The following is a 22,350-nucleotide window of genomic DNA, read 5'->3' on the forward strand; positions in this document are numbered from 1 at the left end:
CAAAAACTTATCGTTATACGCTCAGGCCGATTGAGCCTGTTGTAGCTGCGTATAAATAGTACGAATATGAGCCACTGCTGCACTCACATTCTCTTCTGTGGTGAAACGGCCTAGTGAAAACCGAATCGAGCTATGGGCGTCTTCATTACTCACCCCCATGGCTGTTAATACATAGGATGGTTCCATACTGGCCGAGGTACAGGCCGAACCGGTTGATACCGCCAACTCTCTGAGTGATAACAATAAGGTTTCACCCTCGACGCCGCTAAAGCAGACATTTAAGTGTCCGGGGCTGACCTGTTCTGTACTGCCGTTTCTTTTGACACCCGGTAAATCGGCAATACCTGACCAAAGCAGGTTGCGTAAACGCTCTATTCTTGGCGCTTCTTCTGCCAAACACTCGGCCGCCAATCTGGAAGCCTCGCCCATACCCACAATTTGATGGGTAGGTAAAGTGCCTGAACGCATACCCCGCTCATGCCCACCACCATGCATTTGCTGGTTAAGTTGAGGCTGGACCGGGCGACGCACATACAGCGCACCAATACCTTTAGGGCCGTAAAATTTGTGCGCACACAAACTCATTAAATCCACCTGCAAAGCTTTAGTATCCACCGGCACTTTGCCGGCAGCTTGTGCCGCATCAACATGTAAAAGCACATGATTGTCACGGCAAATTCTGCCAATCTCCGCAATCGGGTTGATGGCACCGGTTTCGTTATTGATCTGCATAATGCTAACGAGTTTGGTGTCTTCGGTTAGCGCCTGCTTAACTTGCTCTGCACTGATCACGCCATCAGCGTCGGGCGCCAGCCAGGTCACTTTTACGCCTTTTTGCTCTAGCCATTTAGCGGGATCGATTACCGCTTTGTGTTCAATAGTTGAGGTAATTAAATGGCCTTGGTAGTTCTCGGCTTCAAATACACCTTTTAAAGCAAGATTGTTGGATTCTGTTGCGCCACTGGTCCAGGCAATTTCTCTGGGGTCGCTGTGAATTAAGTCCGCAACATGACGCCTTGCTTTTTCAACCTGTTCTTCTGCCTGCCAGCCGTAGATATGCGACCGGGAGGCAGGGTTAGCAAAAATACCCTCGCGGGTTAAACAACCGGCCATTGCTTCTGCCACACTCGGATCAACCGGCGTGGTCGCGGCATAATCAAGATAGATGGGCAGTGGCATAGCTAATCTCTAAACAGTTAAACAACGGATGATAATGGAATGGTTTCAGTGCCTTCCTGGTCGCGACTTTCCTGACGGGCAGCAACATCCTGCACATCGCGGCGAGCCACTAAACTGGCAAGACTGATACCACTTAAAAAACTATGAATCTGGTCACTGAGGTCACACCATAAGTGATGTGTCAGGCATTTTTCACCATCCTGACAATCACCCGCACCACCGCAACCGGTCGCATCGATGCTTTCATTAACAGCATCCACTATCTGGGCGACAAATATTGTCTCACTGACCCGACTCAACAAATAACCGCCACCGGGACCACGCACACTGGTGACTAAATCATTGCGGCGTAATTTGGCAAAGAGCTGCTCTAAGTAGGACAGGGATATGCCCTGACGGTTAGAAATATCCGCCAGACTGATGGGGCCAGCATTGGAATGAATCGCTAAATCCAGCATTGCAGTAACTGCATATCGACCTTTGGTTGTAAGTCGCATAATAGAAATCCGTTAGGTTAATGGATGCCGCAATAGTGCAATAACCAACTAATTTAGTCAACTATAAAACCAACTGGTTTACTAGGTTTTACCTGAGAGGGATTGTGCACGGGGCAATAACCACACAGCGCGTGGGATTATACAGAAATCCTCTTATTCTACAAACGCAGGGTGGATTAAAATCCACCATTAAGCATGCTGGTTTTGGTGGATTTTAATCCACCCTACTGCTTATTTTTTGCCTTGTTTACCCATTGCTGGGTTGAGGTCAGGATGCCACGCATCATCTGTACTTCAAGGTCATCCATACGAGTGCGGCTATAGAGGCGACGCAGGCGAGTCATTAGCTGCTTGGGGGCCTCGGGGTTTAGGAATTCCATATCAATCAGGGTTTCTTCGAGGTGGGTATAGAGACGTTCGACCTCATCAACTCGGGCAAAACGGGTATCCCATTCCTGCATTTCATCGTCACTAAGCTCGCCTTCTAGCTGGCGCATACGCAGCTCGTAGGTAACGACCTGAACCGCCATCCCGAGATTCAGGGAGGTGTAGTCTTCGCTAGCGGGGATATTAACGTGTAAATGACAGGCTTGTAGCTCTTCATTGGTTAAACCGCGGTCTTCACGGCCAAATACCAGAGCTACCGGGTGCTGTGATAACTCAGGATACACCTTATCGGCACAGACCCTGGGGTTAACCAGTGGCCAGGGAATACGGCGACCACGGGCACTGGTACCGACGACCAAACCACAATCCGCCACAGCCTCTTCCAGCGTCTCAACGACGGTGGCATTCTCCAGTAAGTCCACCGCACTGGCGGCGCGCCAACCGGCACGCTCATGAGGGAAATCCTTGGGCTTAACCAGACATAAGTCCTTTAGCCCCATATTTTTCATCGCGCGGGCAACCGCGCCGATATTACCGGGGTGGGAGGTATGTACCAGTACAACACGGGCATTATGGAGTGGATTTGGGGTAGTCACGGCAACCTGCTTTATCATCATCGTTGAAAGGCCGCGGATTTTATCAGAATTTCAGCGCGGTGATAGAGGGAATCGGCCATCGCAACGTATTTAGTGGCAGATCGCTACAATTGCCGTTTCTCGTTTGCCAACTGTGCTGCTATAATCCGCCGCCGTAATGCCCTCCGTATCCATTAACTCTAGGTCTGCCCATGGAACCCATGCTAAATATCGCTTTGCGAGCCGCCCGAAGTGCCGGTGAAATTGTTGCCCGCGCCACCGAACAAATCGATATGCTGGAAGTGAAAGAAAAGAGTGCTAATGATTTTGTCACTGAGGTTGATCAGGCCGCCGAAAAGGAGGTGATCTATCATCTCTCCAAAGCCCACCCTGACCATGCCTTTTTAGGGGAAGAAGGAGGCCTACAGGGTAATGCCAACAGTGACTATCAATGGATTATTGACCCTATTGATGGCACCACCAATTTTGTCCGCGGCATCCCCCATTTTGCGATCTCCATTGCCTGCCTGTACAAAGGCCAGATCGAGCATGCCGTGATCCTTGACCCGATTCGCCGGGAAGAGTTTACCGCCAGCCGTGGTAAAGGCGCGCAGCTGAATGGCCGCCGGATGCGAGTCAGCAGTAACAAGTCTTTAGACGGCACCTTAATTGGCACTGGTATTCCTTTTAAATCCAGAAGCGAGGCCCATATCCCCGCCTATACCCAAAGCCTTGAAGCGGTGGCCAAACAAACCGCCGGTATTCGCCGTGCGGGTGCAGCCTCGCTGGATTTGGCTTATGTGGCAGCGGGCCGTTTGGATGCCTTCTGGGAAATTGGCTTAAATAAGTGGGATATTGCCGCAGGCGTTTTATTGGTGAGAGAATGTGGCGGCTTAGTCTCAGACTTTAATGGCGGCAACGATTTTATGGAGTCGGGTAATATTGTCGCGGGCAACCCAAAATGCTTTAAGGCCCTGCTGCAAACCATCCAACCCCACCTAAAACATATTAAATAAACTGCCCCGCTAACTTTTAGTTATTAAAAAGCACTGGATGGGATAATTACCCTATCTAGTGCTTGAACCTTTGGTTGACTCCTTCTATTTTATCCCCTATTGCCTTAATAAATACGGGACCCTTCCTGCGTGAAAGCCTCTCGCTCACAAACTGCATTATACAATACCAAGGTATTGCTTAAGCGACTGATGTCCTCTCAATGCTCCATTGAGGGTAACTTTGTTCACCCCTGTGTGATCAAAGGCCAGGAAACGCTGGTTCACGCCCATGACCTGGCGCTACGGGATCCGGCTTTTTATCAACAACTGCTAGAGTATGCGAAGGCCAACCACTATGCACTGGTGGCGGATAGACGGACTCAGGATAACCCGGACCAGCAAGGTCGTCGCCGGGCATGGTTGCCGGTTATCGTTTTGTCATTGGGTTTAAATGCTGTAGCAGCCGCAGAAAAGCCCTCCGCCCATGGCGGTTTTAATAATCAGCAAGGCCAGTCAGTATTAAGCTTATTTCATCCGACGGATCATGATGAAGCGGCCCACCTGACAATCGGCGAAACCGCTGACCACTCTTTTGACAATCATTTTGAATATGAGCTTGAGCCCTCTGAAGGCAGTGAAGCCATTGAAAGTATTTTGCTGGATCACTACCAATCTGCCGCCAATGACCCCAGCCATATCCAAGCCGATCTGGTGCAAATTGCCCGTTACTTAAGCCAATACCCTGAAGCCGTTGCACTGATTAGTAGTCTCGCCGATAAGCCCTGGAAATTACGCCACGCCGACGATACCTTCGAAACGGAGGTGCGCGGCAATGCCTTTCAGGTGCAAGCAGTCGACATTCGTTTTGATAGCCGTGCAGCGGCTAAGCTGCGCTCTCATCGCAGCTGTGAAACTCAGGCCAATGCCTGTATCGCCTCCCCCGCCGATGCTCTGCTGCATGAGTTACTGCATGCCCGCAGCGCGCTACTGGAAACCAAAACCTTTATTGCCCAAGGTGGCATGAGCAGTGTGTTATACCCCTATGCCCATGAATATGATGTGATCAAAAAAGAAAATGCATTATATAAAGCAATGAGTATGAAAGACGGTGTGGTCAGGCCACAGCGTCACCGCCATGCTGGGAAACTGGTTGCCAGCTCCTGCTCATTCTGCATCCAGTAGGGTGGATTATAATCCATCTGACAGGGCTACAAGGTGGATTGCAATCCACCCTACAGTAATAAGTGCTTATTAAACTGCTTAAACCGTTGCTTAACATTGCCCATCACTGCCTGCTTATCCTGCAGCGATAAAACCGACCAATCGGTAATTTCTTGCGCACTGCGGTAGCAGCCTTCACAGACATCTTCTTCATTTAATACACACACTGAAATACAAGGTGATTTTACTTCTACTACGTCATCACTCATGATGTTTGCGATTCCTCTTTTAAACCTTTACTAAAACGGCGACCGTTTTCCACATAGTGCTTACCACTCCACTCCAAGCCTGCCTTTTGATCATCGGTGAGTTGTTTTTTAATTTTTGCTGGCGACCCCACCACCATAGAGCCATCAGGGATTTCCATATTTTCTGTGACCAGAGCATTGGCACCTATTAAACAATGCTTGCCTATTTTGGCGCCATTTAATACCACGGCATTAATACCAATCAAGCTATGGTCGCCGATAGAGCAGCCATGCAGCATGGCTTTATGGCCGACGGTAACACCTGTACCAATCGTTATCGGGCAACCTGGGTCGGTATGCAATACGCTACCCTCTTGAATATTGGTTTCATCACCAATGGTGATTAGCTCATTATCCCCGCGGATAACCACGTTAAACCAAATACTGGCATCGTGACCCACACTAACATTGCCAATCACGGTGGCATTATCAGCAACAAATGCATCACCTTTAAAGCTTACCTTTACTCCATCAAGACTGTAGATCACAAAACACCTCGGTTAAATTCTATCTTGGCTAAATTCTATCTTAACTAAACGCTAAAGAGTGGCGTTAAGCGCAGGATTATACACGCAAGTCGATCTCAAATACGGTGGCCATCAAATCAATAATCATCAAAGCCGTCACTCCCATGATGCAGTGCTCCTGATAGTAAAAGTGTGGCACCTGCCTTAAGCCCCCCGATACTCTTGCTCAATCCACTGTACATTGCTTGCATCACTAAAGAAGCTTAGTGGGACTTTATAAATACAGTCCAACTCATCCTGGTTGGGCGTTAATATATAGTCGGCCGGTACTATACCCACAAAGGGCGATACCCGAATTCCCGAACGGGTAATACGCTGGTCCAGAGCACCCAGATATTCAACCTGTTGCGGCTTCAGGGCAACCTCCTCATGGGCTTCTCTTAGCGCCGTTGCCAGCAAGCTTTTATCAGTTGGGTCTTGTTTGCCTCCGGGAAAAGCCGCCTCCCCCGGATGTAATGACAAATGCGCTGCGCGGCGGGTTAAAATAATTTCCGGAATACAGTCCGCAGCCTCTGCATCAGCGGTAATCGCCATCAATACCCCAGCTTCTATATAGTCACCCGCAATAAGCGCCGGCCTGTTCAAGGCCAGCTTTTGCCGGAGTGTTTTGACACTGTTTTTATCCATCAAGCCGCTATACCCTGCCTTTATCTACCGTATTTCTATGGGAATTAATCACAATTCATACCTTAAGTGATTTCCTGAAAGCATCGATAAGCCTCTATTTTTATTCATCTTTTATAAAAAGACATATTCCAGGCGCCATTTCCGCCCGCTAACATCAATATACTAGCCTGATAAATACCGTTACTATGCAAGCAAGTCATTATTTATCAACCACGCCAACCACAAAGGACAATGCAACGCCGTTACACAATAGGTAATAGCGCTATGAGGCAAGTATGAAACAGGAAATGCCCAACTTCGACACGCTGCTAGAGCTGGCTATTAACGACCCGGAACAGCTGGAAGAAATTCGCAATGAACTGGCGTTGACGACGATTAACGCAGCACCTGAAACCATGCGCAAGCGGCTGGAAGGCTTGCAGTTTCAAATTGACTCCACCCGCCATTTAGCAAAAACACCACTGGCCGCCTGTATCCGCTTATCGGAGATGATGCATAACTCACTGGAAGAACTAAGGCAGGCGGTAAAACGTCCCACCCAAACAGCAGCACTGGCCAATCCTGAAAGTAGCATTAACGCTAAAATTCTGGACTTTCCCAGCCCCTAAAAACCCTCTTCGACTCGCCATACATCATAAGCCGGTTCTTCATAGGGGTGAGCTGTTTTTAGAGCATTAACCACCGCTTTTATCAGCTTATCGGCACACACCATTTCTACCCGGTATTCCTCAACACTTTCAAGGGCACCCTGCTCACCAATAAAAGGTTGGCTACCTGGCATTGGCTTAAATTGCCCCCGCCCTAACACCTGCCAACAGCAGCGCTCATAGTCGCCGATCGTGCCAGCACCGGCATTAAATACCGCAGCCTTAACGCTTTCAAGGTGCGATTCAGGCACATAAAAACACAGTTTAAACATAAGTCAGCACCGTAGGGTGGATTGCAATCCACCAACCCCCATTGTAAAAAGTTCTGGTGGATTATAATCCACCCTACAGTGTTGCGGGGTCAAGCGACGGGGTTTTGATCTTCTTCGGCGATACCTTGTGCGGCGTAAAACTCAGCGGCATAATCTGACAAACGGTTTTGCTCAATCGCTTCGCGGATATTTTGCATATGCTGCTGGTAATAACGCAAATTATGAATGGTATTTAAGGTACCACCTAACATCTCTTTGCACTTATCTAAATGGTGCAAATAACTGCGGCTAAAGTTTTTGCAGGTATAACAATCACAATTAGGGTCCAGCGGCTCGTTGCTCTTTTTATGTTTGGCATTGCGTAACTTCACAACCCCTTGCGAGGTAAATAAATGGGCATTGCGGGCATGGCGGGTTGGCATAACACAGTCAAACATATCGACGCCACGCATCACCGCTTCGAGTAAATCTTGCGGTGTACCCACACCCATTAAATAGCGCGGCTTATCTTCGGGCATTTCTGGTGCCACGATATCCAGCACATTCATCATATCGTCTTTAGGCTCACCCACCGATAAGCCGCCGATAGCAAAACCATCAAAATCTATGGCGGCCAAGCCGGCCATGGATTGCTTGCGCAGATCTTCATACATGCCGCCCTGCACAATACCAAATAAGGCTGACGGGTTATCGCCATGGGCATCTTTTGAGCGTTGCGCCCAACGCAGGGATAACTCCATGGAGTCTTTGGCTTCCTGATGAGTGGCAGGGAATGGCGTGCACTCATCAAATATCATCACGATATCTGAGCCTAACTCCCTCTGTACTTGCATCGAGGTTTCAGGGTCGAGAAAAACCTTGGAGCCATCTATTGGCGATTTAAATGAAACCCCCTCTTCTGTAATTTTGCGCAAGGCGCCAAGGCTAAATACCTGAAAGCCGCCAGAGTCGGTTAGGATGGGTTTATCCCAGTGCATAAAATCATGCAGTGTACCGTTATTATCTTCACCATGTTGTTTGACCACGTCTGTGCCCGGTCTTAACCAGAGGTGAAAGGTATTACCAAGAATAATTTCTGCACCGATTTCTTCAATATCACGGGGCAACATCCCTTTTACCGTACCGTAGGTGCCCACCGGCATAAAGGCAGGGGTTTCTATGGTGCCGCGTGGGAACGTAATGCGACCACGGCGAGCCTTGCCATCATTGCCTTCACGCTCAAATTTCATTGCACATTCACGGGTCATTTAATTCTCACTCGTCGTGGTAGAGGGCAATACCAACATGGCATCACCATAACTAAAAAAACGGTACTGCTGAGTTACGGCTTCTTTATAGGCCGCTAACACATTATCTTGGCCAGCAAAGGCGCTCACCAACATAATTAATGTAGATTCCGGCAAATGAAAGTTAGTCACCATGGCATCAACCGATTTAAAGGTATAACCGGGATAAATAAAAATTTCTGAGTCACCACTAAAGGGCTGTAACTCACCACCTTGCGAAGCACTCTCTAAACTTCTAACGGAGGTTGTACCAACGGCAATCACTCGCCCACCATTGGCCCGCGTGGTTTTGACCTGCTCACAGACGTCTGCGGAGACTTCGATATATTCGGCATGCATTTTATGCTCGGTAATATTATCAACCCGAACTGGCTGGAACGTGCCCGCGCCTACATGCAAGGTTACAAAGGTGGTATCTACACCTTTGGCTTGGCACTGGGCAATAAAGTCCTCGGTAAAATGCAAACCGGCTGTTGGTGCTGCTACTGCCCCCTCTCGCTTACCAAAGACTGTTTGATAACGTTCGCGGTCATCCAGTTCATCGGCACGGTCAATATAAGGCGGCAATGGCATATGGCCAATAGCATTCATTACCTCAAGGGCATTGCCTCCTTCAGTAAACAGCAATTCGAATAGCGCCTCCTGCCTGCCTAACACTTCGACTTTGGCCAAGACCTTATCGCTATCTTGATCCGCCACTAAATGCAGCTCGGCACCGGCCTTGGGTGACTTACTGGAACGCATATGAGCCAACACACGGTTTTCATCCAACACTCGCTCAACCAGGATCTCGATACGGCCACCGGTGGACTTTTTACCCCACAGGCGCGCAGGCAGCACCTTGGTGTCATTAAAAACCAGCAAATCCCCCTTATTCAACAGGCTCAGCAAATCAGTAAACTGCTGGTGCTGAATAGCCCCGGCAGCACCATCCAGTACCAATAAACGGCTGGCCGTGCGCTCAGCCATGGGGTAACGGGCGATCAGGGAATCGGGTAAATCGAAGTGGAAATCGGATAATTGCATGAGGTTGTATATAGGCTAACTAATCAGCGCGCAAGGGTATCGCAAAACCTCTGGCCAGACCAGAGGAATGGCTTATTTTTGAACAACTTAGAATAAACGGGAAAGGCTTTGACCTTTATGGCCACATTGCTATAATGCCGCGCTCTAAGTGACCTACCTAGTAAGACTCTGTGCCGGAGTGGTGAAATTGGTAGACACGTCGGATTCAAAATCCGATGCTAGCAATAGCGTGCCGGTTCAAGTCCGGCCTCCGGTACCATTCCCCTCGTAACCCCCTGAAAACCAATATCCCTGACAGCCATCTTCTGTCGGTCATGACCATGAAGCTATCATCATAGCCCGAGATATTTAACTGGGGTGTCACCCATGAATCAGTAGACATCACATCTTTCAAAGGGAAACAACTCAAAGACCGCATAAATCTGCAAAGTCTCAGACTGCCCTCCTCTAGCAATGGCCTCAGCTTACTCTTTTCTGCTCACCAGACCATAACCCCCAAAAAGCACATCACTATTGGTTTCCCATGCCTGGACTTTACACCGGAACAAGAATTAATGGGCTATGCCAACTCCACCCCAATAACATTGTGCTTGCAGACATTGCATATAATCAGATTAATGATAAAAAGATCGATCAAAGAGTAAAGCTCGAAGTAGTGAAAGAACCATACCAATACACTCGATGCTACTTGAGTCAGGCTTCATCTTTCAGCCATATTTTTACAGAACAGCCAGTAAACATTAATGGTTCAGACCCTGCTTTAAAGTACCTGCCAGACCATCAGGATAGTGACATAAAAACTAGCTTACATGAAAGCAAAGTAACACTAGAAGAACTTAAGCCTACCATTGACCTCCTTAGTCTTAGCATTCATGCATCAGACAGGAACAAGCCTCGGAATGCATAAACTCAAAACAACTTTAAATGAGTGATAAAGGCACTCCTTTTATGATCAAAAAATGATACGATTTACCATCCCTTCTACAAACTTAGTTTGAACAAAGGGATTTATTTCAATAAAAATAATAATCACATTCTATAGACAGGGAGCATCTATGCCGATCAATAAAAATAATACGCTATTAATAGCATGCAACATCTTTTTGATGTCTTTTTCAAAATCAGCTATCTCTGAGGGGAATATTTCAGTAATTCCCTTTGTTGAAGCAGGCTATGATCATTACACACTAGAACTATCAGGTGACATTCCTTTACCTGAAGGGGGGTTTGTAAAAGGTAGTAACGAATATGTTTTTGACTTTCCTACTATCAGAGCTGGGCTCGTTGTATCTTCAGAGAAATGGAGTGGAAATATTTATGTTAGAAAAACCGGCGAAGCAAAAGATATTTTAGATTTTGATGAAGTGCCCGGAGCCCCTATTGTTAACTGGACTGGCGAACGTGATGATTCTGGAGCAACTTTAAGTTATAAATTCGACGCTCCATTCTCTATATTTGCAGGTTATCGAGAAGCATCCACAACAGGGACAGGGTCATTTAATTCTGCATATGATTTTACTAATGACGGGTATTTTTTAGGCCTTGATTACATGATGAGTATTACTGACTCTGGCGGCTTAACATTATCCTATGCTTATACATGGTTAGATGTTGAACTAAGCCAGAAGGTAGCATTTTTCACTTTACCGAACCTTTTTGGTGATGGAGATGGCATAAAATTGAGTGTTGTATGGAGTGATTTATTAAGTGAAAGGTGGGGCTACACCATACGCATGGAGTATTTCGACTATGAATTTGACCTTGACCCCAAAAATGATTCAGAAGGTGGCGCCGTAACAATGACCGAGACTGAGACAATGTATAACCTAGGCTTATTTTATGTCTTTTAAAATGCCACGATACAATGAATCGAACTTATCACTTTCCAGGGTCCGTTAAGTTTCTATAGGCCATTACCGGTCAGAAGCTGACATTCCACCTATCTACCCGAACGAGAAGCGAAGCGATCAAAGTAAGCCTTGGCTTATTTTGATCAACTCCGGCCGAACTCTCAGCATCCACCCATCTCTAACCAAAAATAAAAGCAAAATACGTCTCCAATTTATTGGGATGTTCATACTCCACCAAATAATTAAACGTACAATCCACCGTCCGCTGCGAAAACTCTTCATCAGACTCACCGCAAAATCGCTCAAAATACCAGCTATCGCCATTGGGCTGTAACTCGCCATCCGATAACTGGTACATATCCCCACCAATAATCACTGCCCCTTCCAGCTTGAGTTGATGCAATGCTTTTAGCGCCTGATATTTGCTAAGCGCCCAACTTTTTTCACCAAGCCGGTTGAGGGGGACACCACAAGACACTATAGCGGTAATTATTGCTTTTTTTGCCATAAACAATCATTCCTTACTTGAATAGATAGACCTTGGACTGAGATAACCCTTTGGGGTTAACGCCACGAGACTGCCTCACCAAACAGGGATAACATCAACAGACGGAAAGAGGACTTACTCTATAAGAAATAGATTGGCTTGATATTTTAAACCTTAAACCCTGCACCCTTTAAAAAACAACAACAGCAAACCTATACTGTTATTTTCCCTGCTACCCTATACAAAAAATATTTAACACCGCACCGAAAGATACATAATCACTTCATTATTTCCAAGCCTTCTTTGATTATTTTCGGCAGACAGTCTTGTTATTAAAAATAATAAATTAACATTTTTCACAAAAAAAATTTACATAAATAACAGCACAATATTTTTGCCTGCCTGCCTCGCTGACACTGACTGTCATACACTTGCCTATATCAGTACCTCGAAAATCTGAGTAGCCAGATGCAGATAACAGACCTTCATCGTAACCCCTCCCAATGGCCTACCTACCCAATACGGACTGGGTATGGCCTTATTCTTATCCCCTAACGAACTCACTAATCCTTAGCACCTTTTCTTTAAGCCCTTGTAATCCCTGCCTCGGGAGCAACAAACCAACCACAATCGGTAACGGACTATCATTTTATAGCCTGTTTGTTAGAATCAGCTCTATTCTCACACTCAGACGGCCTGTTAGAGCGCCCTGTTTATTGCTTATACCGCTATGTCGACCATTGTATCTATCAGCAACGCCAACAAATCCAGAGAGTCTCAAGAGACTCGGCAGAAAATTGTGGCCGCCGTTATTCAACTTATTACTGATGGGGGACTGGAAGCCGCCAGCCCACAACGGATTTCCAAGCTTGCTGGCGTCTCCCTTGGTGCAGTGCAAAACTTTGGCAACCGCACCCAGTTACTGGATGCGGTTTTTCTGTACGGCCATGAAAAGTACCTGAGCCTGGTGGATCACGAAGAGCTGCTACAAGGCACTTTGCATGAACGGGTTCAGCTTTATGTCACTATGTCCTGGCAACACTACCAGAGTGATTTGTACTTAGCGGTACTCGAAATATTATTAGCTACCCGCAGCAGCCGTGATGCCTCTACTTATTTACAACTGGCACCTGAACTTGGCGAGCATCACCGCGCTCAGGTACGGAAGATATTTCCTGAGTGTTCGCTGGATGACCGTAACCTGATGGAGGTGATGAGGTCTACACATCTGTTTTTGACGGGATTGGCTATCGACAAGTTATTAGAGCCAGACCTACCTAATCTCGGGGGTTACCTGCGAAGGGTTGTCGCTTCTATGAAGGGGATGATCCAGGATCAAGACTCATAAAATGGCACTATAGGCTAGTAATCTCCCAACAGAAATAGTGGTTAAAGTGCCGAAACAATTTGTTTAGCCCTCTTCACATCCCGAATTATACTTGGCATTATTGCAAGCCGCAGCTGGGAGTCTATCTTCAGCTTTGCCCAACTAATAACCTATAACTCATGATGGCGGTAAAAATGACAGAAGATGAAAATATTAAGTTTGCCAAATACACTAAAATTGGATGGACACTCTACTATCTGGCCGCCTTTGTATTAATCGTTATATTGGTCACTGTAGTCGCTCAGGATAACGAAGAGAGGCTGTTCTATTCTTTAATGACTGCCGCCTGCTCCTATGTATTCAGACCTACAGAGAAGTTTTTTAATAAACAGGTGATGCGCTTTATCGATACCAAAGAGTAGCTCCCGCCCTGTATTAGCGTCTGGTTTCGGCTCCTTCGGGAGCCGTTTCTGTATACGACTAGCCGAGTGTCGAAAAGACTTACAGCAAAAACCCCCTTTAAAGCCCGTTTTACAAGAATTCCTTTACACTTTTTCCTGTACCACCTTATTCGTAACACTAAAAATCCTTTTAAATCAATAGCTTAAAATTTGGCATATTTTATGCATTCCATTTAACTATTGAGCAGCCAAACCTTATCGGCATGGCGAAACACCACCAAGATTACTGAGATATCTAAAAGGAAATTAAGTAATGAGCCAGTTAACTATTACATCATCCATCACAGCGACCCTTGCAGGCCTGGTATTAGCAGCATCAGCCAATGCAAACCTGATCGTTAACGGCGGCTTTGAAGAAGCCCCTACAGGTAGCCCCATCGGTGGCGGCAGCGGCTGGAATTACTATGACGCTGATGATATCAATGGCTGGGATGGCGACAATCTGGAGCTCTGGATTGGTCGTAACCCTGACGCCTATGAAGGCGATTACCATGCCGAGCTTAATGCCCACGGCCAGAATGGCGAGAACTGGGTGATCTCACAAACGTTTGATACTGTCATTGGCCAAACCTATGATCTGTTTTTTGCCTACAGTGCAAGACGTGGTGATGCCGATTCCAGCAGCGAAGTGTTTGAAGTGGAAGTCAATGGCACCATAGCTGGCACCACCGATGACTTCTCTTATACGATTGAAGACCACACTAAAAATACCTGGATTGAGTTCAGCGAAAGCTTTGTTGCAACCAGCACATCTTCAACCCTGTCTTTTGCTTCGATTGTGCCTTACTCCGCCACCGTCGGTAACTTCCTGGATGCCGTTAGCGTCACCGCTGACACAACTCCAACAGGACAAAGCATTCCAGAGCCTGGCTCATTGGCTTTATTGGCTCTTGGCCTGGCAGGCTTAAGACTCAGCAGAAAAAAAGCCAAGTAAGACCTTAGCTACCCCCAATAGATCAAGGCGCTAGCGCGCTATTTATTAGCCCGCTAGCCGCCTTAACTCCGTATTGTTCCTTATATAAGTCCCAACCATCGAAAGCTATAATCTACTGACTTAATTATCTGTAGGTTCCCTGTGCGACCATTCTTAATCTCGGTTATTTTATTGTTATTGGCTCTGCCCACCTCTGCTCAGCCACCAAGTCCTTGTCCGTCTAAAACACACTATTCTTTTGGCATGGTTCCGGTTGCCGCTGCCAATTTATTCGCTATTTGGTCAGGTAAAATTAATCGGGAGCTGAGCAAACAATCTTGCTATAAATTTGATTTTCACAGCGCTGCTAATTTTAAACAGTTTATTGATAAGGCCCATAACAAGACCTTTGATATGGTGGCTGTTCCTGCGCATTTAGCCAGTTATTTAATCAACAAAGAAGGCTATCAACCGATGGCATTCTTAGTCTGGGAATCCCGCTATTTATATATCACCAAAACAAACTCAAGCTTATTAACACTGCAACAGTTTGACGGTATTACATTGGCACTACCTGACCCATTAACTGAAACCAGTATTCTTGCTAAAGCTGAGCTAGAGGCTATAAATCAATCAGCCCAGTACCAGCATTACCAAAATTACAATCAGGTACTGCATGCCCTAATGGAGTCATCGGTGGATGCAGCGGTAATGATTTCTCCGTTTTATAACGGCTATAAAGCCAGGCCGCATTTTAATAACAGCACTCAGGTTATCCACTCTGCGGCCTTCCCTTCTCACGGTATGTTATTGGCCACAGAGAATATCGGCAAACAACAGCGTGAAGAGCTATTTAACACACTGGCATCACTTGAATCAGGCTCTGGTTTTTTATGGGAGTCGTTTGCACCGATTTCTTCTCTGCAACTTGAAACCTTACATAAAAATCAAGCGCCTTCAGTGGCTACCTTAGAACAACTGCTTAGCACTCAATAATATTTACCGGCACTTCAATCACATTGAGCGCCAAACCTCCCCGGGAGGTCTCTTTGTATTTTTCCTGCATATCTTTACCGGTATCACGCATGGTTTTAATCACCTTATCCAATGACACAAAGTGAGAGCCATCGCCACGTAACGCCATTCTAGAGGCATGAATAGCCTTGACCGATGCCATTGCATTGCGCTCTATACAGGGTACTTGTACTAAGCCACCTACGGGATCGCAGGTTAAACCAAGGTTGTGCTCCATAGCGATTTCTGCAGCATTTTCTACCTGTGCAGGCGTACCACCCAAAACCTCGGTTAGCGCACCCGCAGCCATCGAACAGGCCGAGCCCACCTCTCCCTGACACCCTACCTCTGCACCACTGATTGAAGCATTTTTTTTGTAGAGAATGCCGATAGCGGCGGCGGTCAGTAAAAATTGATCGACCCCTTGCTGAGTCGCACCGGGGACAAAGCGTTGGTAGTAATGCAGCACTGCTGGAATAATACCTGCGGCGCCATTGGTGGGTGCTGTCACCACCCGGCCACCCGCTGCATTTTCTTCATTAACTGCCAGTGCATATAAGCTAACCCAATCGATCACTGATAAGGGGTCCGATAAAGCCGCTTCCGGTCTGGTCAGTAATTGCTGGTATAGCTCGCTGGCGCGACGCTTTACTTTTAAACCACCTGGCAAGATACCCTCGTTATGGATTCCATGATTAACGCACTCTTGCATCACCTGCCATAGTCGTTGCAAGCCCGCTTTTGTTGCCTGCTCAGGCCGCCAGGCTTGCTCATTGGCTAGCATCACTTCAGAGATGCTCAGTTGCTGCTGTTCGCAATGGGCCAGCAGTTCAGCGCCGGTATTAAATGGATAGCTTAGCTGCCGCTTATCTTCTTTAAGAGGCTGCTCCGAGGACGCTTTATCATCAATAACAAAGCCGCCGCCTACGGAATAATACGTTTTACTGAGCAGCACATTGCCCTGTTTATCGTAAGCCACAAAGCGCATACCATTAGGGTGGTAAGGCAGTGATTCACGGCGATGCAATTGCAGGTCATCGCGGAATGAAAAGGCAATGCGATGCAGGCCGAGTAAATTCAACATGCCCTCATTGCGAATAGCCATAATGCGCTCTTCGATATTGGCGACAATAACGGTTTCAGGGTCACTGCCTTCAAGGCCCAGTAAAACAGCCTTTGGGGTGCCGTGGCCGTGACCGGTGGCACCGAGGGAGCCATACATAGAAGCCCGGACACGATTGGTCTCTGTTAATATATTGTCTGCCTGTAACGCCAGAGAAAATGCTTTTGCGGCGCACATCGGCCCTACCGTATGAGAGCTTGATGGACCAATTCCCACTTTAAACAGGTCAAAGGTGCTGATTGTCATAGCATAAGCCTATACCAAAGCCAAAAAAACGCCGGGGTAAATAATACCCCAAACGAATTTACAAAATAGACTGGGTGGATGAAATAGAAAACCGCATTAGTTACAGGCGGCCAATTTGGGCTTTCTTTGCTTTCTGTTTTTTTTCTTTTTCACTGGCACTTTCATAATGGATTTATCTTCCATAATATCGGCCAGCATATTCGACATTTCTTCATAGCTGATTTTTTCATCGGCACCCAATAAAGCTTCATAATGCTGATTTACCTGCCGCCGGTAGGTGGTAGGCGTTACCCCGGCCCAACGACGAAAAGAACGGGTAAAATCACTGAGCTCAACAAAACCCATTTTCTCTGCAACCTTACTCACCGGCATTTCGGGCTGTCTTAAATACCCTTTGGCAAGCTCCAGGCAAACCCCAGAACGAATCGCCTGGAAGGTTACCCGCTCCTCACGTAGGCGCTGTGCCAAATTGCGCGGCAGCAGATCCAGCTGATCAGCTACCTCTTTGGCTGTCAGTATAGAACAGCCATCACTGTGGGCATCGAATAACATTTTTTGCACTTTGCCCGAGATACTATGATCGCCCCCTGCCACACCAAACCAGTTTGGAAATTTATAGAGAAAGTGACCACGGGACCACTCTATTTGGCTGCGCACAATGGGCAGCCTTAAATCTTTAAGGCGAAAGGTGATGCTATCCATGGGCTGGTCAAAATTCACTTGATGCCGAAACATTTCTTCGTAATTAAGCCCTCGCACCGAGGTTTTAGCTGAACAGGACACCCTGGTAATGGTTGGCTTCCTGCCGATTAACCAGCATAGAAACTTATAGGTCCAGCACATTCTAAACCAGTAGAGTAAGCGACTATCGACACCGGGCGTTAATCCGCTAAATTTAAAACTGAGTGTGGCCTCTCGATCCTTTTTATCCAATACCAAATCAAGATGCTCATCGCTGCGTACCGCATTGTAAAAGTTGGCCATTTGACGCATAGCAGCGCCCAGGGTTTTCTCATTAATGGCAATACTGCCAGCGATACTATCCATCTCCAGCTTGCCCGGCACCTGTAAAAACCCCAGGTAATGATCGTTCATCAGGTTGCGTAAAACCAATATCAACCGCTGCAGCTCTTCACCACTAAGCGGTACTACCGTACTGGTATAGGCTTCAAAAGGGATATCGGCACTTTCGAGAATATTCTTGGGGTCGTAACCTTTGAGCACAGCGCCCTGCATTAATCCTTCAACATAGCTTTTATCTTCCACCAAATGGTTTTGCTCTTCCTTGTTCTTGTTAGTGAACATACAAACCTCGCAAATGTGATTGTTTCTCGGTTATGTACACTAAGACACTTTAAAGGACGTTTTCCCCACCTCAAATTACAGATTTTTTTAACAAATTTGACATTTTTTTCGGTATGGAGCTCTAAATCTCCTGTATCCAAGATTTTAAAACCGAAGAAATAACAGATTTACTTAGCCGCTCAGAGGGATTCGGGGGCACAAAAAAGGAAACCAGTGAGAGCAATATAAGCGAGAGAGCGCCAAGAGAGATAATTAGTAGTTATCAGGTACCACGCCGACCTTGTCTTTATAGAAGGCCTGGATCGCTTCGAGGTCAGCCTCGATATCGCCAGTGGGGTTAAACACCGGACCAAAACCCAGCGACTTACTGGAACTGTCTATATAACCCAGAACCAGAGGTACTTTAGCGGCAACGGCAATATGGTAGAAACCCGTTTTCCAGCGCTGGGTTTTACTGCGGGTGCCCTCAGGCGGGATAATTACGCAAAGCTCATCAACACTGCTGTAATAGTCAGACATTTGTTCAACCACATTGTGAGCTTTGCTGCGATCAATAGGAATCCCCCCCAGCCAGACCATCAGGCGGCGCACGGGAATGGGGAATAAAGTATGCTTGCCCATCCAGTGGGCATTAAAACCTAATTTGAAAGCCAATAGCACAAACAGAACAAAATCCCAGTTGCTGGTATGAGGGGCAGCAACCACCACATATTTGGGAATAGTAGGTTTTTCACCGACTGTTCGCCAGCCCACCAATGTTAATAGCAGGACGGATAAATAACGACAAAGCGTGCTGATGACCGGGGTCACAAACAAGGTCGATTTTAATTCGGTGATATTGGATGCCATATAACATCTACAGGATAGCGATAACGCGGTGATTATAGCAGGCTTTTGCCGGCTATCGGGTGGGCACTAATCATCATAACCGGGCACATCACCTTTGGCGGTGGCTTCTGCTGTGGCGAAGACATCTGACATACTGAGCATGCCGGCATTCCAGGTGGCCATATAGTTCAGACTATCTTGTACCGAGTGATCGCGACTATAGAGCAACATCTCTTTAGTCCCCCGAACAGCCAAGGGCGATTTGGCGGCAATATTGCTGGCGATTTCGGTAACAGCGGCCAGCATCTGTTCGCGGTCCTGATACACCTGGTTAACCAACCCTAATGATAAGGCCTCGTCAGCTGCCACGGTGCGGCCGGTGTATGCCAATTCACGCATCTGGCCATCACCAATAATATAGGGCAGTCGCTGCAAGGTACCCACATCCGCGGTCATACCAATATCAATTTCCTTGATAGAGAAGTAGGCATCGGCAGTGCAATAGCGCATGTCACAGCAGGCAATCATATCAATACCACCGCCAATACAGGTGTAATGAATAGCGGCCAGCACTGGCTTTCTGCACTGCTCTATCGCACTAAGATTACCCTGCAAACTGAGAATCTTTTGCCGCAACATTTCAGCTCTGCGGGCAGCCTCGGCAGCATCGGTATTGGCCAAATCGCCAAACATCGCCAAATCAATACCAGCACAAAAGTGCTTGCCTTCACCATAGAGAATCACCACCCGCACTTCCGGCTCGCTATCCAGCCATTTAAAACAAACTTCCAGCTCATCCCACATAGCCGCATTCATAGAATTGGCTTTGCCGGGGCGGTTTAAGGCAACTTTGGCAATATGATTGGTCACGTCAATCGATAGGGTGCTTAGTTCAGGTACTCTCATAGATACACTCATAGATACACTCATAAATACCGTTTGTTTTATTGGGCAGGAGCCGTCCAATCCTGACGGAAATCATCAAGGGCTAATTCGCGCAAAGGCTTGTAGTTACCATCGACACTACCCAAATATAAAAAGCCCACGATCTCTTCGTTAGGCTGTAAACCCAGACCCTGCATCACCGTCGCATCAAAGGCATTACTTCCGGTGCGCCACACACCGGCAAAGCCTTGAGCATGGGCAGCCAGTAACAGGCCATGGGCAGCGCAGCCGGCGGAAATCACCTGCTCGACTGCCGGCACTTTGGGATGCTCTTTGATGGTGGCAATCACGGTAATAATTAAGGGGGCTCTTAAGGGCTTGGCAGCCAATTTGTCGATGTCCTCTGGGGTCATCGCAGGCTCACCCGCCTGCTGGCGACGCTGCTGGGTTGCCTTGATAAACAACTGACCCAACTGATGGCGACCGTCACCACGGATGGTTAAAAAGCGCCAGGGGCGAAGCCAGGCGTGATCCGGCGCTCTAAAGGCAGCTTTGAACATCGCATCAAGGGCTTCACCTTCAGGGGCTGGCTCACAGAGTTTAGGCGCCGAGTTACGGCTGTGTAGTAATGTTAAAGCATCCATAAAGTGGGTACTGGCTTTGCAGTTATTTGATGGCGAATAGTAGTGACTATACCCCCCGCAATCAAGGTATTAGGGGCAGCAAATAGGTACATTTCCTCATTGTAGGCCCACTCAGGAGAATTAAGCTGGGCGGGTTGAGATTCATTGACTAAACTGTGGTAATAGATTGAATTTATTAGATAAGTTGGTCATAGGTTAAGATCACACTCCCGACGGAAGCAAGAACCCACTGTGAAGAAGACTATTGTAAGGCCTGGCCGTACCATCCAGGAAAACGTCAAAACCCCCATGCCGGTTTCAGGGCTTAAGGTGGGCATGTACGTATGCGAGCTGGACCGGCCCTGGTTGGAGACACCGTTTATTTTGCAGGGTTTTAAAATCACCAGCATAGAAGAAATTGACACCATTGCAGAACACTGTGAATTTGTTTATATCGAAGGTAGCGAAGATGCCTGGCTGGACGCGGAAGAACGCAGCGCCGCCACTACCCCTAAAGCCAAAGTCAAAACCTACACCAATAGCGCCACCAATAAACAGGAGTTTTCCAAGGCCTCTTCTATCCATGAAACAGCCAGAGGCCTGACCCGCTCTTTTATGGATGATGTGCGCCTTGGTCAGGGTATTAATATTCAGGAAGTGAAAGCCAGCGTCTCCGATTGCGTATCGAGTATTTTACGCAACCCCGACGCAATGATGTGGATGTCTAAAATCCGCAAAAAAGATGAATACACATCTGAGCACTCGCTCAATGTTGGCTTGCTCGCCATTACCTTTGGCCGCCATTTGGGCGCCAGCGAAGAAGATTTAAATAAATTGGGCCTCGCAGGTATGCTGCATGACGTGGGCAAGATGCGTACCCCTAATGACATTCTGAATAAGGAAGGACAGCTCTCGGCGGAAGAATTCAACGTTATTAAAGACCATGCGGTGCACGGGCGCGATATTTTAATGGCCCATAAAAATGTATATCACGGCGCCGTGGATGTTGCCTATAGCCACCATGAAGCTCTCGACGGCACGGGTTATCCCCGTAAGATTAAAGCCTCCGGTATCACCGACTTTACCCGTATTATTACTCTCTGCGATGTTTACGATGCGATTACCAGTGACCGTATTTATAAGCAGGGGCGCTCTTCCCTCGATGCTTTGAAAATCATGTACCAAAATAAAGGCACCAAGTTTGACCATAAATTGGTGGGGGAATTTATTAGCTGTATAGGGCTTTATCCACCGGGCAGTATTGTGGAATTAAAAAATGGTCAGGTAGGTATTGTGATCAGTACCAATTATCGCCATCGCCATTTACCCAAAGTGTTATTGCTACGCGATGAAAATAAAATGCCCAAGCCCGAATCCGTACTAGACCTGGAGCGCTATGCCAAATCTCAGGACCAGAGCGTTATGATCAAAACGGTTATACCTAACGGTTCTCACGGTATTCGTATTGAGAGTTATATCCAGAAGGGTTTGACAATCGATTAGAGCTTATTCCAGGTTTGGGTCTGTCAAACCACCCGCCACAGCAGCAACCATATCTATCACTTTTTCAAACTTATACTCAAAATAGCTGTATAAAGGAAAACCTTGCAGTTTTTTCTCCAGTACTTGCTCACTTTCAACATCAAATACTATCCAGTAATGCCGGTGGTTTTCTGTGACATAAAACTGGCTAATAACACCGCTGGCCATAAGCGATTGAGTGTATTCGTTTTCTGCTTTGCCCCTCTTCATATACACATCATGGGGAACCGGTTTTAAGGTCATAGTAACGATAAACATA

General features: G+C 47.0%; 25 protein-coding genes and 1 tRNA gene. 10 read left to right on the forward strand and 16 right to left on the reverse strand.

All coding sequences use genetic code 11. From position 1 onward, the window contains the following. Positions 1-21 precede the first annotated feature (21 nt). From BST96_RS19245 to trmJ, 3 genes are all read right to left on the reverse strand, one after another. Positions 22-1,179, reverse strand: a complete 1,158-nt coding sequence (locus tag BST96_RS19245; RefSeq protein WP_085760247.1) for an IscS subfamily cysteine desulfurase — start codon at positions 1,177-1,179, stop codon at positions 22-24. Between the two features lie 17 nt (positions 1,180-1,196). Further along, positions 1,197-1,676 carry a Fe-S cluster assembly transcriptional regulator IscR gene (gene iscR, locus BST96_RS19250; protein ID WP_085760248.1) on the reverse strand — a complete coding sequence of 160 codons (480 nt, stop codon included), beginning with the start codon at positions 1,674-1,676 and terminating at the stop codon, positions 1,197-1,199. Between the two features lie 224 nt (positions 1,677-1,900). After that, positions 1,901-2,677, reverse strand: a complete 777-nt coding sequence (trmJ, locus tag BST96_RS19255; protein WP_085760603.1) for a tRNA (cytosine(32)/uridine(32)-2'-O)-methyltransferase TrmJ — start codon at positions 2,675-2,677, stop codon at positions 1,901-1,903. Positions 2,678-2,850: 173 nt separating this feature from the next. Here trmJ and BST96_RS19260 point away from each other — a divergent pair, with 173 nt between their 5' ends. Next, positions 2,851-3,654 carry an inositol monophosphatase family protein gene (locus BST96_RS19260; RefSeq protein ID WP_085760249.1) on the forward strand — a complete coding sequence of 268 codons (804 nt, stop codon included), beginning with the start codon at positions 2,851-2,853 and terminating at the stop codon, positions 3,652-3,654. Between the two features lie 129 nt (positions 3,655-3,783). Next, positions 3,784-4,815 (forward strand): hypothetical protein, encoded by a 1,032-nt coding sequence (locus tag BST96_RS19265; protein WP_157118019.1) that lies wholly within the window; start codon positions 3,784-3,786, stop codon positions 4,813-4,815. Between the two features lie 50 nt (positions 4,816-4,865). On the opposite strand, the gene BST96_RS19270 is transcribed toward BST96_RS19265, so the two are convergent. The 3 genes from BST96_RS19270 to BST96_RS19280 all read right to left on the reverse strand — a co-directional run bounded on the left by BST96_RS19270 (position 4,866) and on the right by BST96_RS19280 (position 6,256). After that, a complete protein-coding gene (locus BST96_RS19270; RefSeq protein WP_085760251.1) occupies positions 4,866-5,063 on the reverse strand; it encodes a DUF1289 domain-containing protein in 198 nt (65 codons plus the stop codon). Next, the gene (locus BST96_RS19275; protein WP_085760252.1) at positions 5,060-5,590 is read right to left on the reverse strand and encodes a gamma carbonic anhydrase family protein; all 531 of its coding nucleotides are present in this window, start codon (positions 5,588-5,590) and stop codon (positions 5,060-5,062) included. Before BST96_RS19275 ends, BST96_RS19270 begins: the two co-directional genes overlap by 4 nt. Positions 5,591-5,773: 183 nt before the next feature. Further along, positions 5,774-6,256, reverse strand: a complete 483-nt coding sequence (locus BST96_RS19280; RefSeq protein WP_085760253.1) for an NUDIX hydrolase — start codon at positions 6,254-6,256, stop codon at positions 5,774-5,776. 275 nt (positions 6,257-6,531) lie between these two features. Here BST96_RS19280 and BST96_RS19285 point away from each other — a divergent pair, with 275 nt between their 5' ends. Beyond that, entirely contained in the window at positions 6,532-6,864 is a 333-nt protein-coding gene (locus BST96_RS19285) for a DUF3135 domain-containing protein (RefSeq protein WP_085760254.1), read from the forward strand. On the opposite strand, the gene BST96_RS19290 is transcribed toward BST96_RS19285, so the two are convergent. The 3 genes from BST96_RS19290 to queA all read right to left on the reverse strand — a co-directional run bounded on the left by BST96_RS19290 (position 6,861) and on the right by queA (position 9,487). Further along, positions 6,861-7,175 carry a YqfO family protein gene (locus BST96_RS19290; RefSeq protein WP_085760255.1) on the reverse strand — a complete coding sequence of 105 codons (315 nt, stop codon included), beginning with the start codon at positions 7,173-7,175 and terminating at the stop codon, positions 6,861-6,863. The genes BST96_RS19285 and BST96_RS19290 overlap by 4 nt on opposite strands. 89 nt (positions 7,176-7,264) lie before the next feature. Then, positions 7,265-8,404 carry a tRNA guanosine(34) transglycosylase Tgt gene (gene tgt, locus BST96_RS19295; RefSeq protein WP_157118062.1) on the reverse strand — a complete coding sequence of 380 codons (1,140 nt, stop codon included), beginning with the start codon at positions 8,402-8,404 and terminating at the stop codon, positions 7,265-7,267. 18 nt (positions 8,405-8,422) lie between these two features. Then, on the reverse strand, positions 8,423-9,487 hold the full coding sequence (queA, locus tag BST96_RS19300) for a tRNA preQ1(34) S-adenosylmethionine ribosyltransferase-isomerase QueA (protein WP_085760257.1): 1,065 nt from the start codon (positions 9,485-9,487) through the stop codon (positions 8,423-8,425). A 172-nt stretch (positions 9,488-9,659) separates the two neighbouring features. On the opposite strand from queA, the gene BST96_RS19305 reads away from it, so the two are divergent. Further along, positions 9,660-9,746: transfer RNA gene (locus tag BST96_RS19305), tRNA-Leu, on the forward strand. A gap of 796 nt (positions 9,747-10,542) precedes the next feature. After that, entirely contained in the window at positions 10,543-11,337 is a 795-nt protein-coding gene (locus BST96_RS19315; protein WP_085760259.1) for a hypothetical protein, read from the forward strand. Positions 11,338-11,515: 178 nt separating this feature from the next. On the opposite strand, the gene imm40 is transcribed toward BST96_RS19315, so the two are convergent. Further along, a complete protein-coding gene (imm40, locus tag BST96_RS19320) occupies positions 11,516-11,845 on the reverse strand; it encodes an Imm40 family immunity protein (RefSeq protein ID WP_085760260.1) in 330 nt (109 codons plus the stop codon). Positions 11,846-12,554: 709 nt separating this feature from the next. On the opposite strand from imm40, the gene BST96_RS19325 reads away from it, so the two are divergent. The 4 genes from BST96_RS19325 (at position 12,555) to BST96_RS19340 (ending at position 15,521) form a co-directional block, all read left to right on the forward strand. Then, complete coding sequence (locus tag BST96_RS19325; RefSeq protein WP_085760261.1) at positions 12,555-13,172, forward strand: TetR/AcrR family transcriptional regulator; 618 nt, start codon at positions 12,555-12,557, stop codon at positions 13,170-13,172. Positions 13,173-13,345: 173 nt separating this feature from the next. Further along, positions 13,346-13,573 carry a hypothetical protein gene (locus BST96_RS19330; protein ID WP_085760262.1) on the forward strand — a complete coding sequence of 76 codons (228 nt, stop codon included), beginning with the start codon at positions 13,346-13,348 and terminating at the stop codon, positions 13,571-13,573. 292 nt (positions 13,574-13,865) lie between these two features. Further along, a complete protein-coding gene (locus BST96_RS19335) occupies positions 13,866-14,546 on the forward strand; it encodes a PEP-CTERM sorting domain-containing protein (protein WP_085760263.1) in 681 nt (226 codons plus the stop codon). 141 nt (positions 14,547-14,687) lie between these two features. Next, complete coding sequence (locus tag BST96_RS19340) at positions 14,688-15,521, forward strand: phosphate/phosphite/phosphonate ABC transporter substrate-binding protein (RefSeq protein WP_157118020.1); 834 nt, start codon at positions 14,688-14,690, stop codon at positions 15,519-15,521. Here the strand turns inward: BST96_RS19340 and BST96_RS19345 are convergent. The 5 genes from BST96_RS19345 to BST96_RS19365 form a co-directional block, all read right to left on the reverse strand. Further along, the gene (locus tag BST96_RS19345; RefSeq protein WP_085760265.1) at positions 15,508-16,908 is read right to left on the reverse strand and encodes an L-serine ammonia-lyase; all 1,401 of its coding nucleotides are present in this window, start codon (positions 16,906-16,908) and stop codon (positions 15,508-15,510) included. The genes BST96_RS19340 and BST96_RS19345 overlap by 14 nt on opposite strands. Positions 16,909-17,004: 96 nt before the next feature. Next, on the reverse strand, positions 17,005-18,213 hold the full coding sequence (locus BST96_RS19350; RefSeq protein WP_085760266.1) for an AraC family transcriptional regulator: 1,209 nt from the start codon (positions 18,211-18,213) through the stop codon (positions 17,005-17,007). Positions 18,214-18,465: 252 nt separating this feature from the next. Beyond that, a complete protein-coding gene (locus tag BST96_RS19355; RefSeq protein ID WP_085760267.1) occupies positions 18,466-19,062 on the reverse strand; it encodes a lysophospholipid acyltransferase family protein in 597 nt (198 codons plus the stop codon). A gap of 66 nt (positions 19,063-19,128) precedes the next feature. Continuing rightward, positions 19,129-19,947, reverse strand: a complete 819-nt coding sequence (locus BST96_RS19360) for a crotonase/enoyl-CoA hydratase family protein (protein ID WP_085760604.1) — start codon at positions 19,945-19,947, stop codon at positions 19,129-19,131. A gap of 38 nt (positions 19,948-19,985) precedes the next feature. After that, positions 19,986-20,570 carry a nitroreductase family protein gene (locus BST96_RS19365; protein WP_085760268.1) on the reverse strand — a complete coding sequence of 195 codons (585 nt, stop codon included), beginning with the start codon at positions 20,568-20,570 and terminating at the stop codon, positions 19,986-19,988. A 231-nt stretch (positions 20,571-20,801) separates the two neighbouring features. Here BST96_RS19365 and BST96_RS19370 point away from each other — a divergent pair, with 231 nt between their 5' ends. Then, entirely contained in the window at positions 20,802-22,052 is a 1,251-nt protein-coding gene (locus BST96_RS19370) for an HD-GYP domain-containing protein (RefSeq protein ID WP_085760269.1), read from the forward strand. Between the two features lie 3 nt (positions 22,053-22,055). On the opposite strand, the gene BST96_RS19375 is transcribed toward BST96_RS19370, so the two are convergent. Continuing rightward, positions 22,056-22,349, reverse strand: coding sequence for a muconolactone Delta-isomerase (locus BST96_RS19375; RefSeq protein WP_085760270.1), 294 nt, complete (start codon positions 22,347-22,349; stop codon positions 22,056-22,058). Position 22,350: the final 1 nt, after the last annotated feature.

Origin of the sequence: Oceanicoccus sagamiensis (genome assembly GCF_002117105.1) — a bacterium.
Lineage (GTDB): Bacteria > Pseudomonadota > Gammaproteobacteria > Pseudomonadales > Dasaniaceae > Oceanicoccus > Oceanicoccus sagamiensis.

Bases quoted from the DNA above. Each gene is read 5' to 3' on its own strand.
- BST96_RS19245 (WP_085760247.1), bottom strand. From the start codon at position 1,179: ATGCCACTGCCCATCTATCTTGATTATGCCGCGACCACGCCGGTTGAT.
- iscR (WP_085760248.1), bottom strand. From the start codon at position 1,676: ATGCGACTTACAACCAAAGGTCGATATGCAGTTACTGCAATGCTGGAT.
- trmJ (WP_085760603.1), bottom strand. From the start codon at position 2,677: ATGATAAAGCAGGTTGCCGTGACTACCCCAAATCCACTCCATAATGCC.
- BST96_RS19260 (WP_085760249.1), top strand. From the start codon at position 2,851: ATGGAACCCATGCTAAATATCGCTTTGCGAGCCGCCCGAAGTGCCGGT.
- BST96_RS19270 (WP_085760251.1), bottom strand. From the start codon at position 5,063: ATGAGTGATGACGTAGTAGAAGTAAAATCACCTTGTATTTCAGTGTGT.
- BST96_RS19280 (WP_085760253.1), bottom strand. From the start codon at position 6,256: ATGGATAAAAACAGTGTCAAAACACTCCGGCAAAAGCTGGCCTTGAAC.
- BST96_RS19285 (WP_085760254.1), top strand. From the start codon at position 6,532: ATGAAACAGGAAATGCCCAACTTCGACACGCTGCTAGAGCTGGCTATT.
- BST96_RS19290 (WP_085760255.1), bottom strand. From the start codon at position 7,175: ATGTTTAAACTGTGTTTTTATGTGCCTGAATCGCACCTTGAAAGCGTT.
- tgt (WP_157118062.1), bottom strand. From the start codon at position 8,404: ATGAAATTTGAGCGTGAAGGCAATGATGGCAAGGCTCGCCGTGGTCGC.
- queA (WP_085760257.1), bottom strand. From the start codon at position 9,487: ATGCAATTATCCGATTTCCACTTCGATTTACCCGATTCCCTGATCGCC.
- BST96_RS19315 (WP_085760259.1), top strand. From the start codon at position 10,543: ATGCCGATCAATAAAAATAATACGCTATTAATAGCATGCAACATCTTT.
- imm40 (WP_085760260.1), bottom strand. From the start codon at position 11,845: ATGGCAAAAAAAGCAATAATTACCGCTATAGTGTCTTGTGGTGTCCCC.
- BST96_RS19325 (WP_085760261.1), top strand. From the start codon at position 12,555: ATGTCGACCATTGTATCTATCAGCAACGCCAACAAATCCAGAGAGTCT.
- BST96_RS19330 (WP_085760262.1), top strand. From the start codon at position 13,346: ATGACAGAAGATGAAAATATTAAGTTTGCCAAATACACTAAAATTGGA.
- BST96_RS19335 (WP_085760263.1), top strand. From the start codon at position 13,866: ATGAGCCAGTTAACTATTACATCATCCATCACAGCGACCCTTGCAGGC.
- BST96_RS19345 (WP_085760265.1), bottom strand. From the start codon at position 16,908: ATGACAATCAGCACCTTTGACCTGTTTAAAGTGGGAATTGGTCCATCA.
- BST96_RS19350 (WP_085760266.1), bottom strand. From the start codon at position 18,213: ATGTTCACTAACAAGAACAAGGAAGAGCAAAACCATTTGGTGGAAGAT.
- BST96_RS19355 (WP_085760267.1), bottom strand. From the start codon at position 19,062: ATGGCATCCAATATCACCGAATTAAAATCGACCTTGTTTGTGACCCCG.
- BST96_RS19360 (WP_085760604.1), bottom strand. From the start codon at position 19,947: ATGAGAGTACCTGAACTAAGCACCCTATCGATTGACGTGACCAATCAT.
- BST96_RS19365 (WP_085760268.1), bottom strand. From the start codon at position 20,570: ATGGATGCTTTAACATTACTACACAGCCGTAACTCGGCGCCTAAACTC.
- BST96_RS19375 (WP_085760270.1), bottom strand. From the start codon at position 22,349: ATGTTTATCGTTACTATGACCTTAAAACCGGTTCCCCATGATGTGTAT.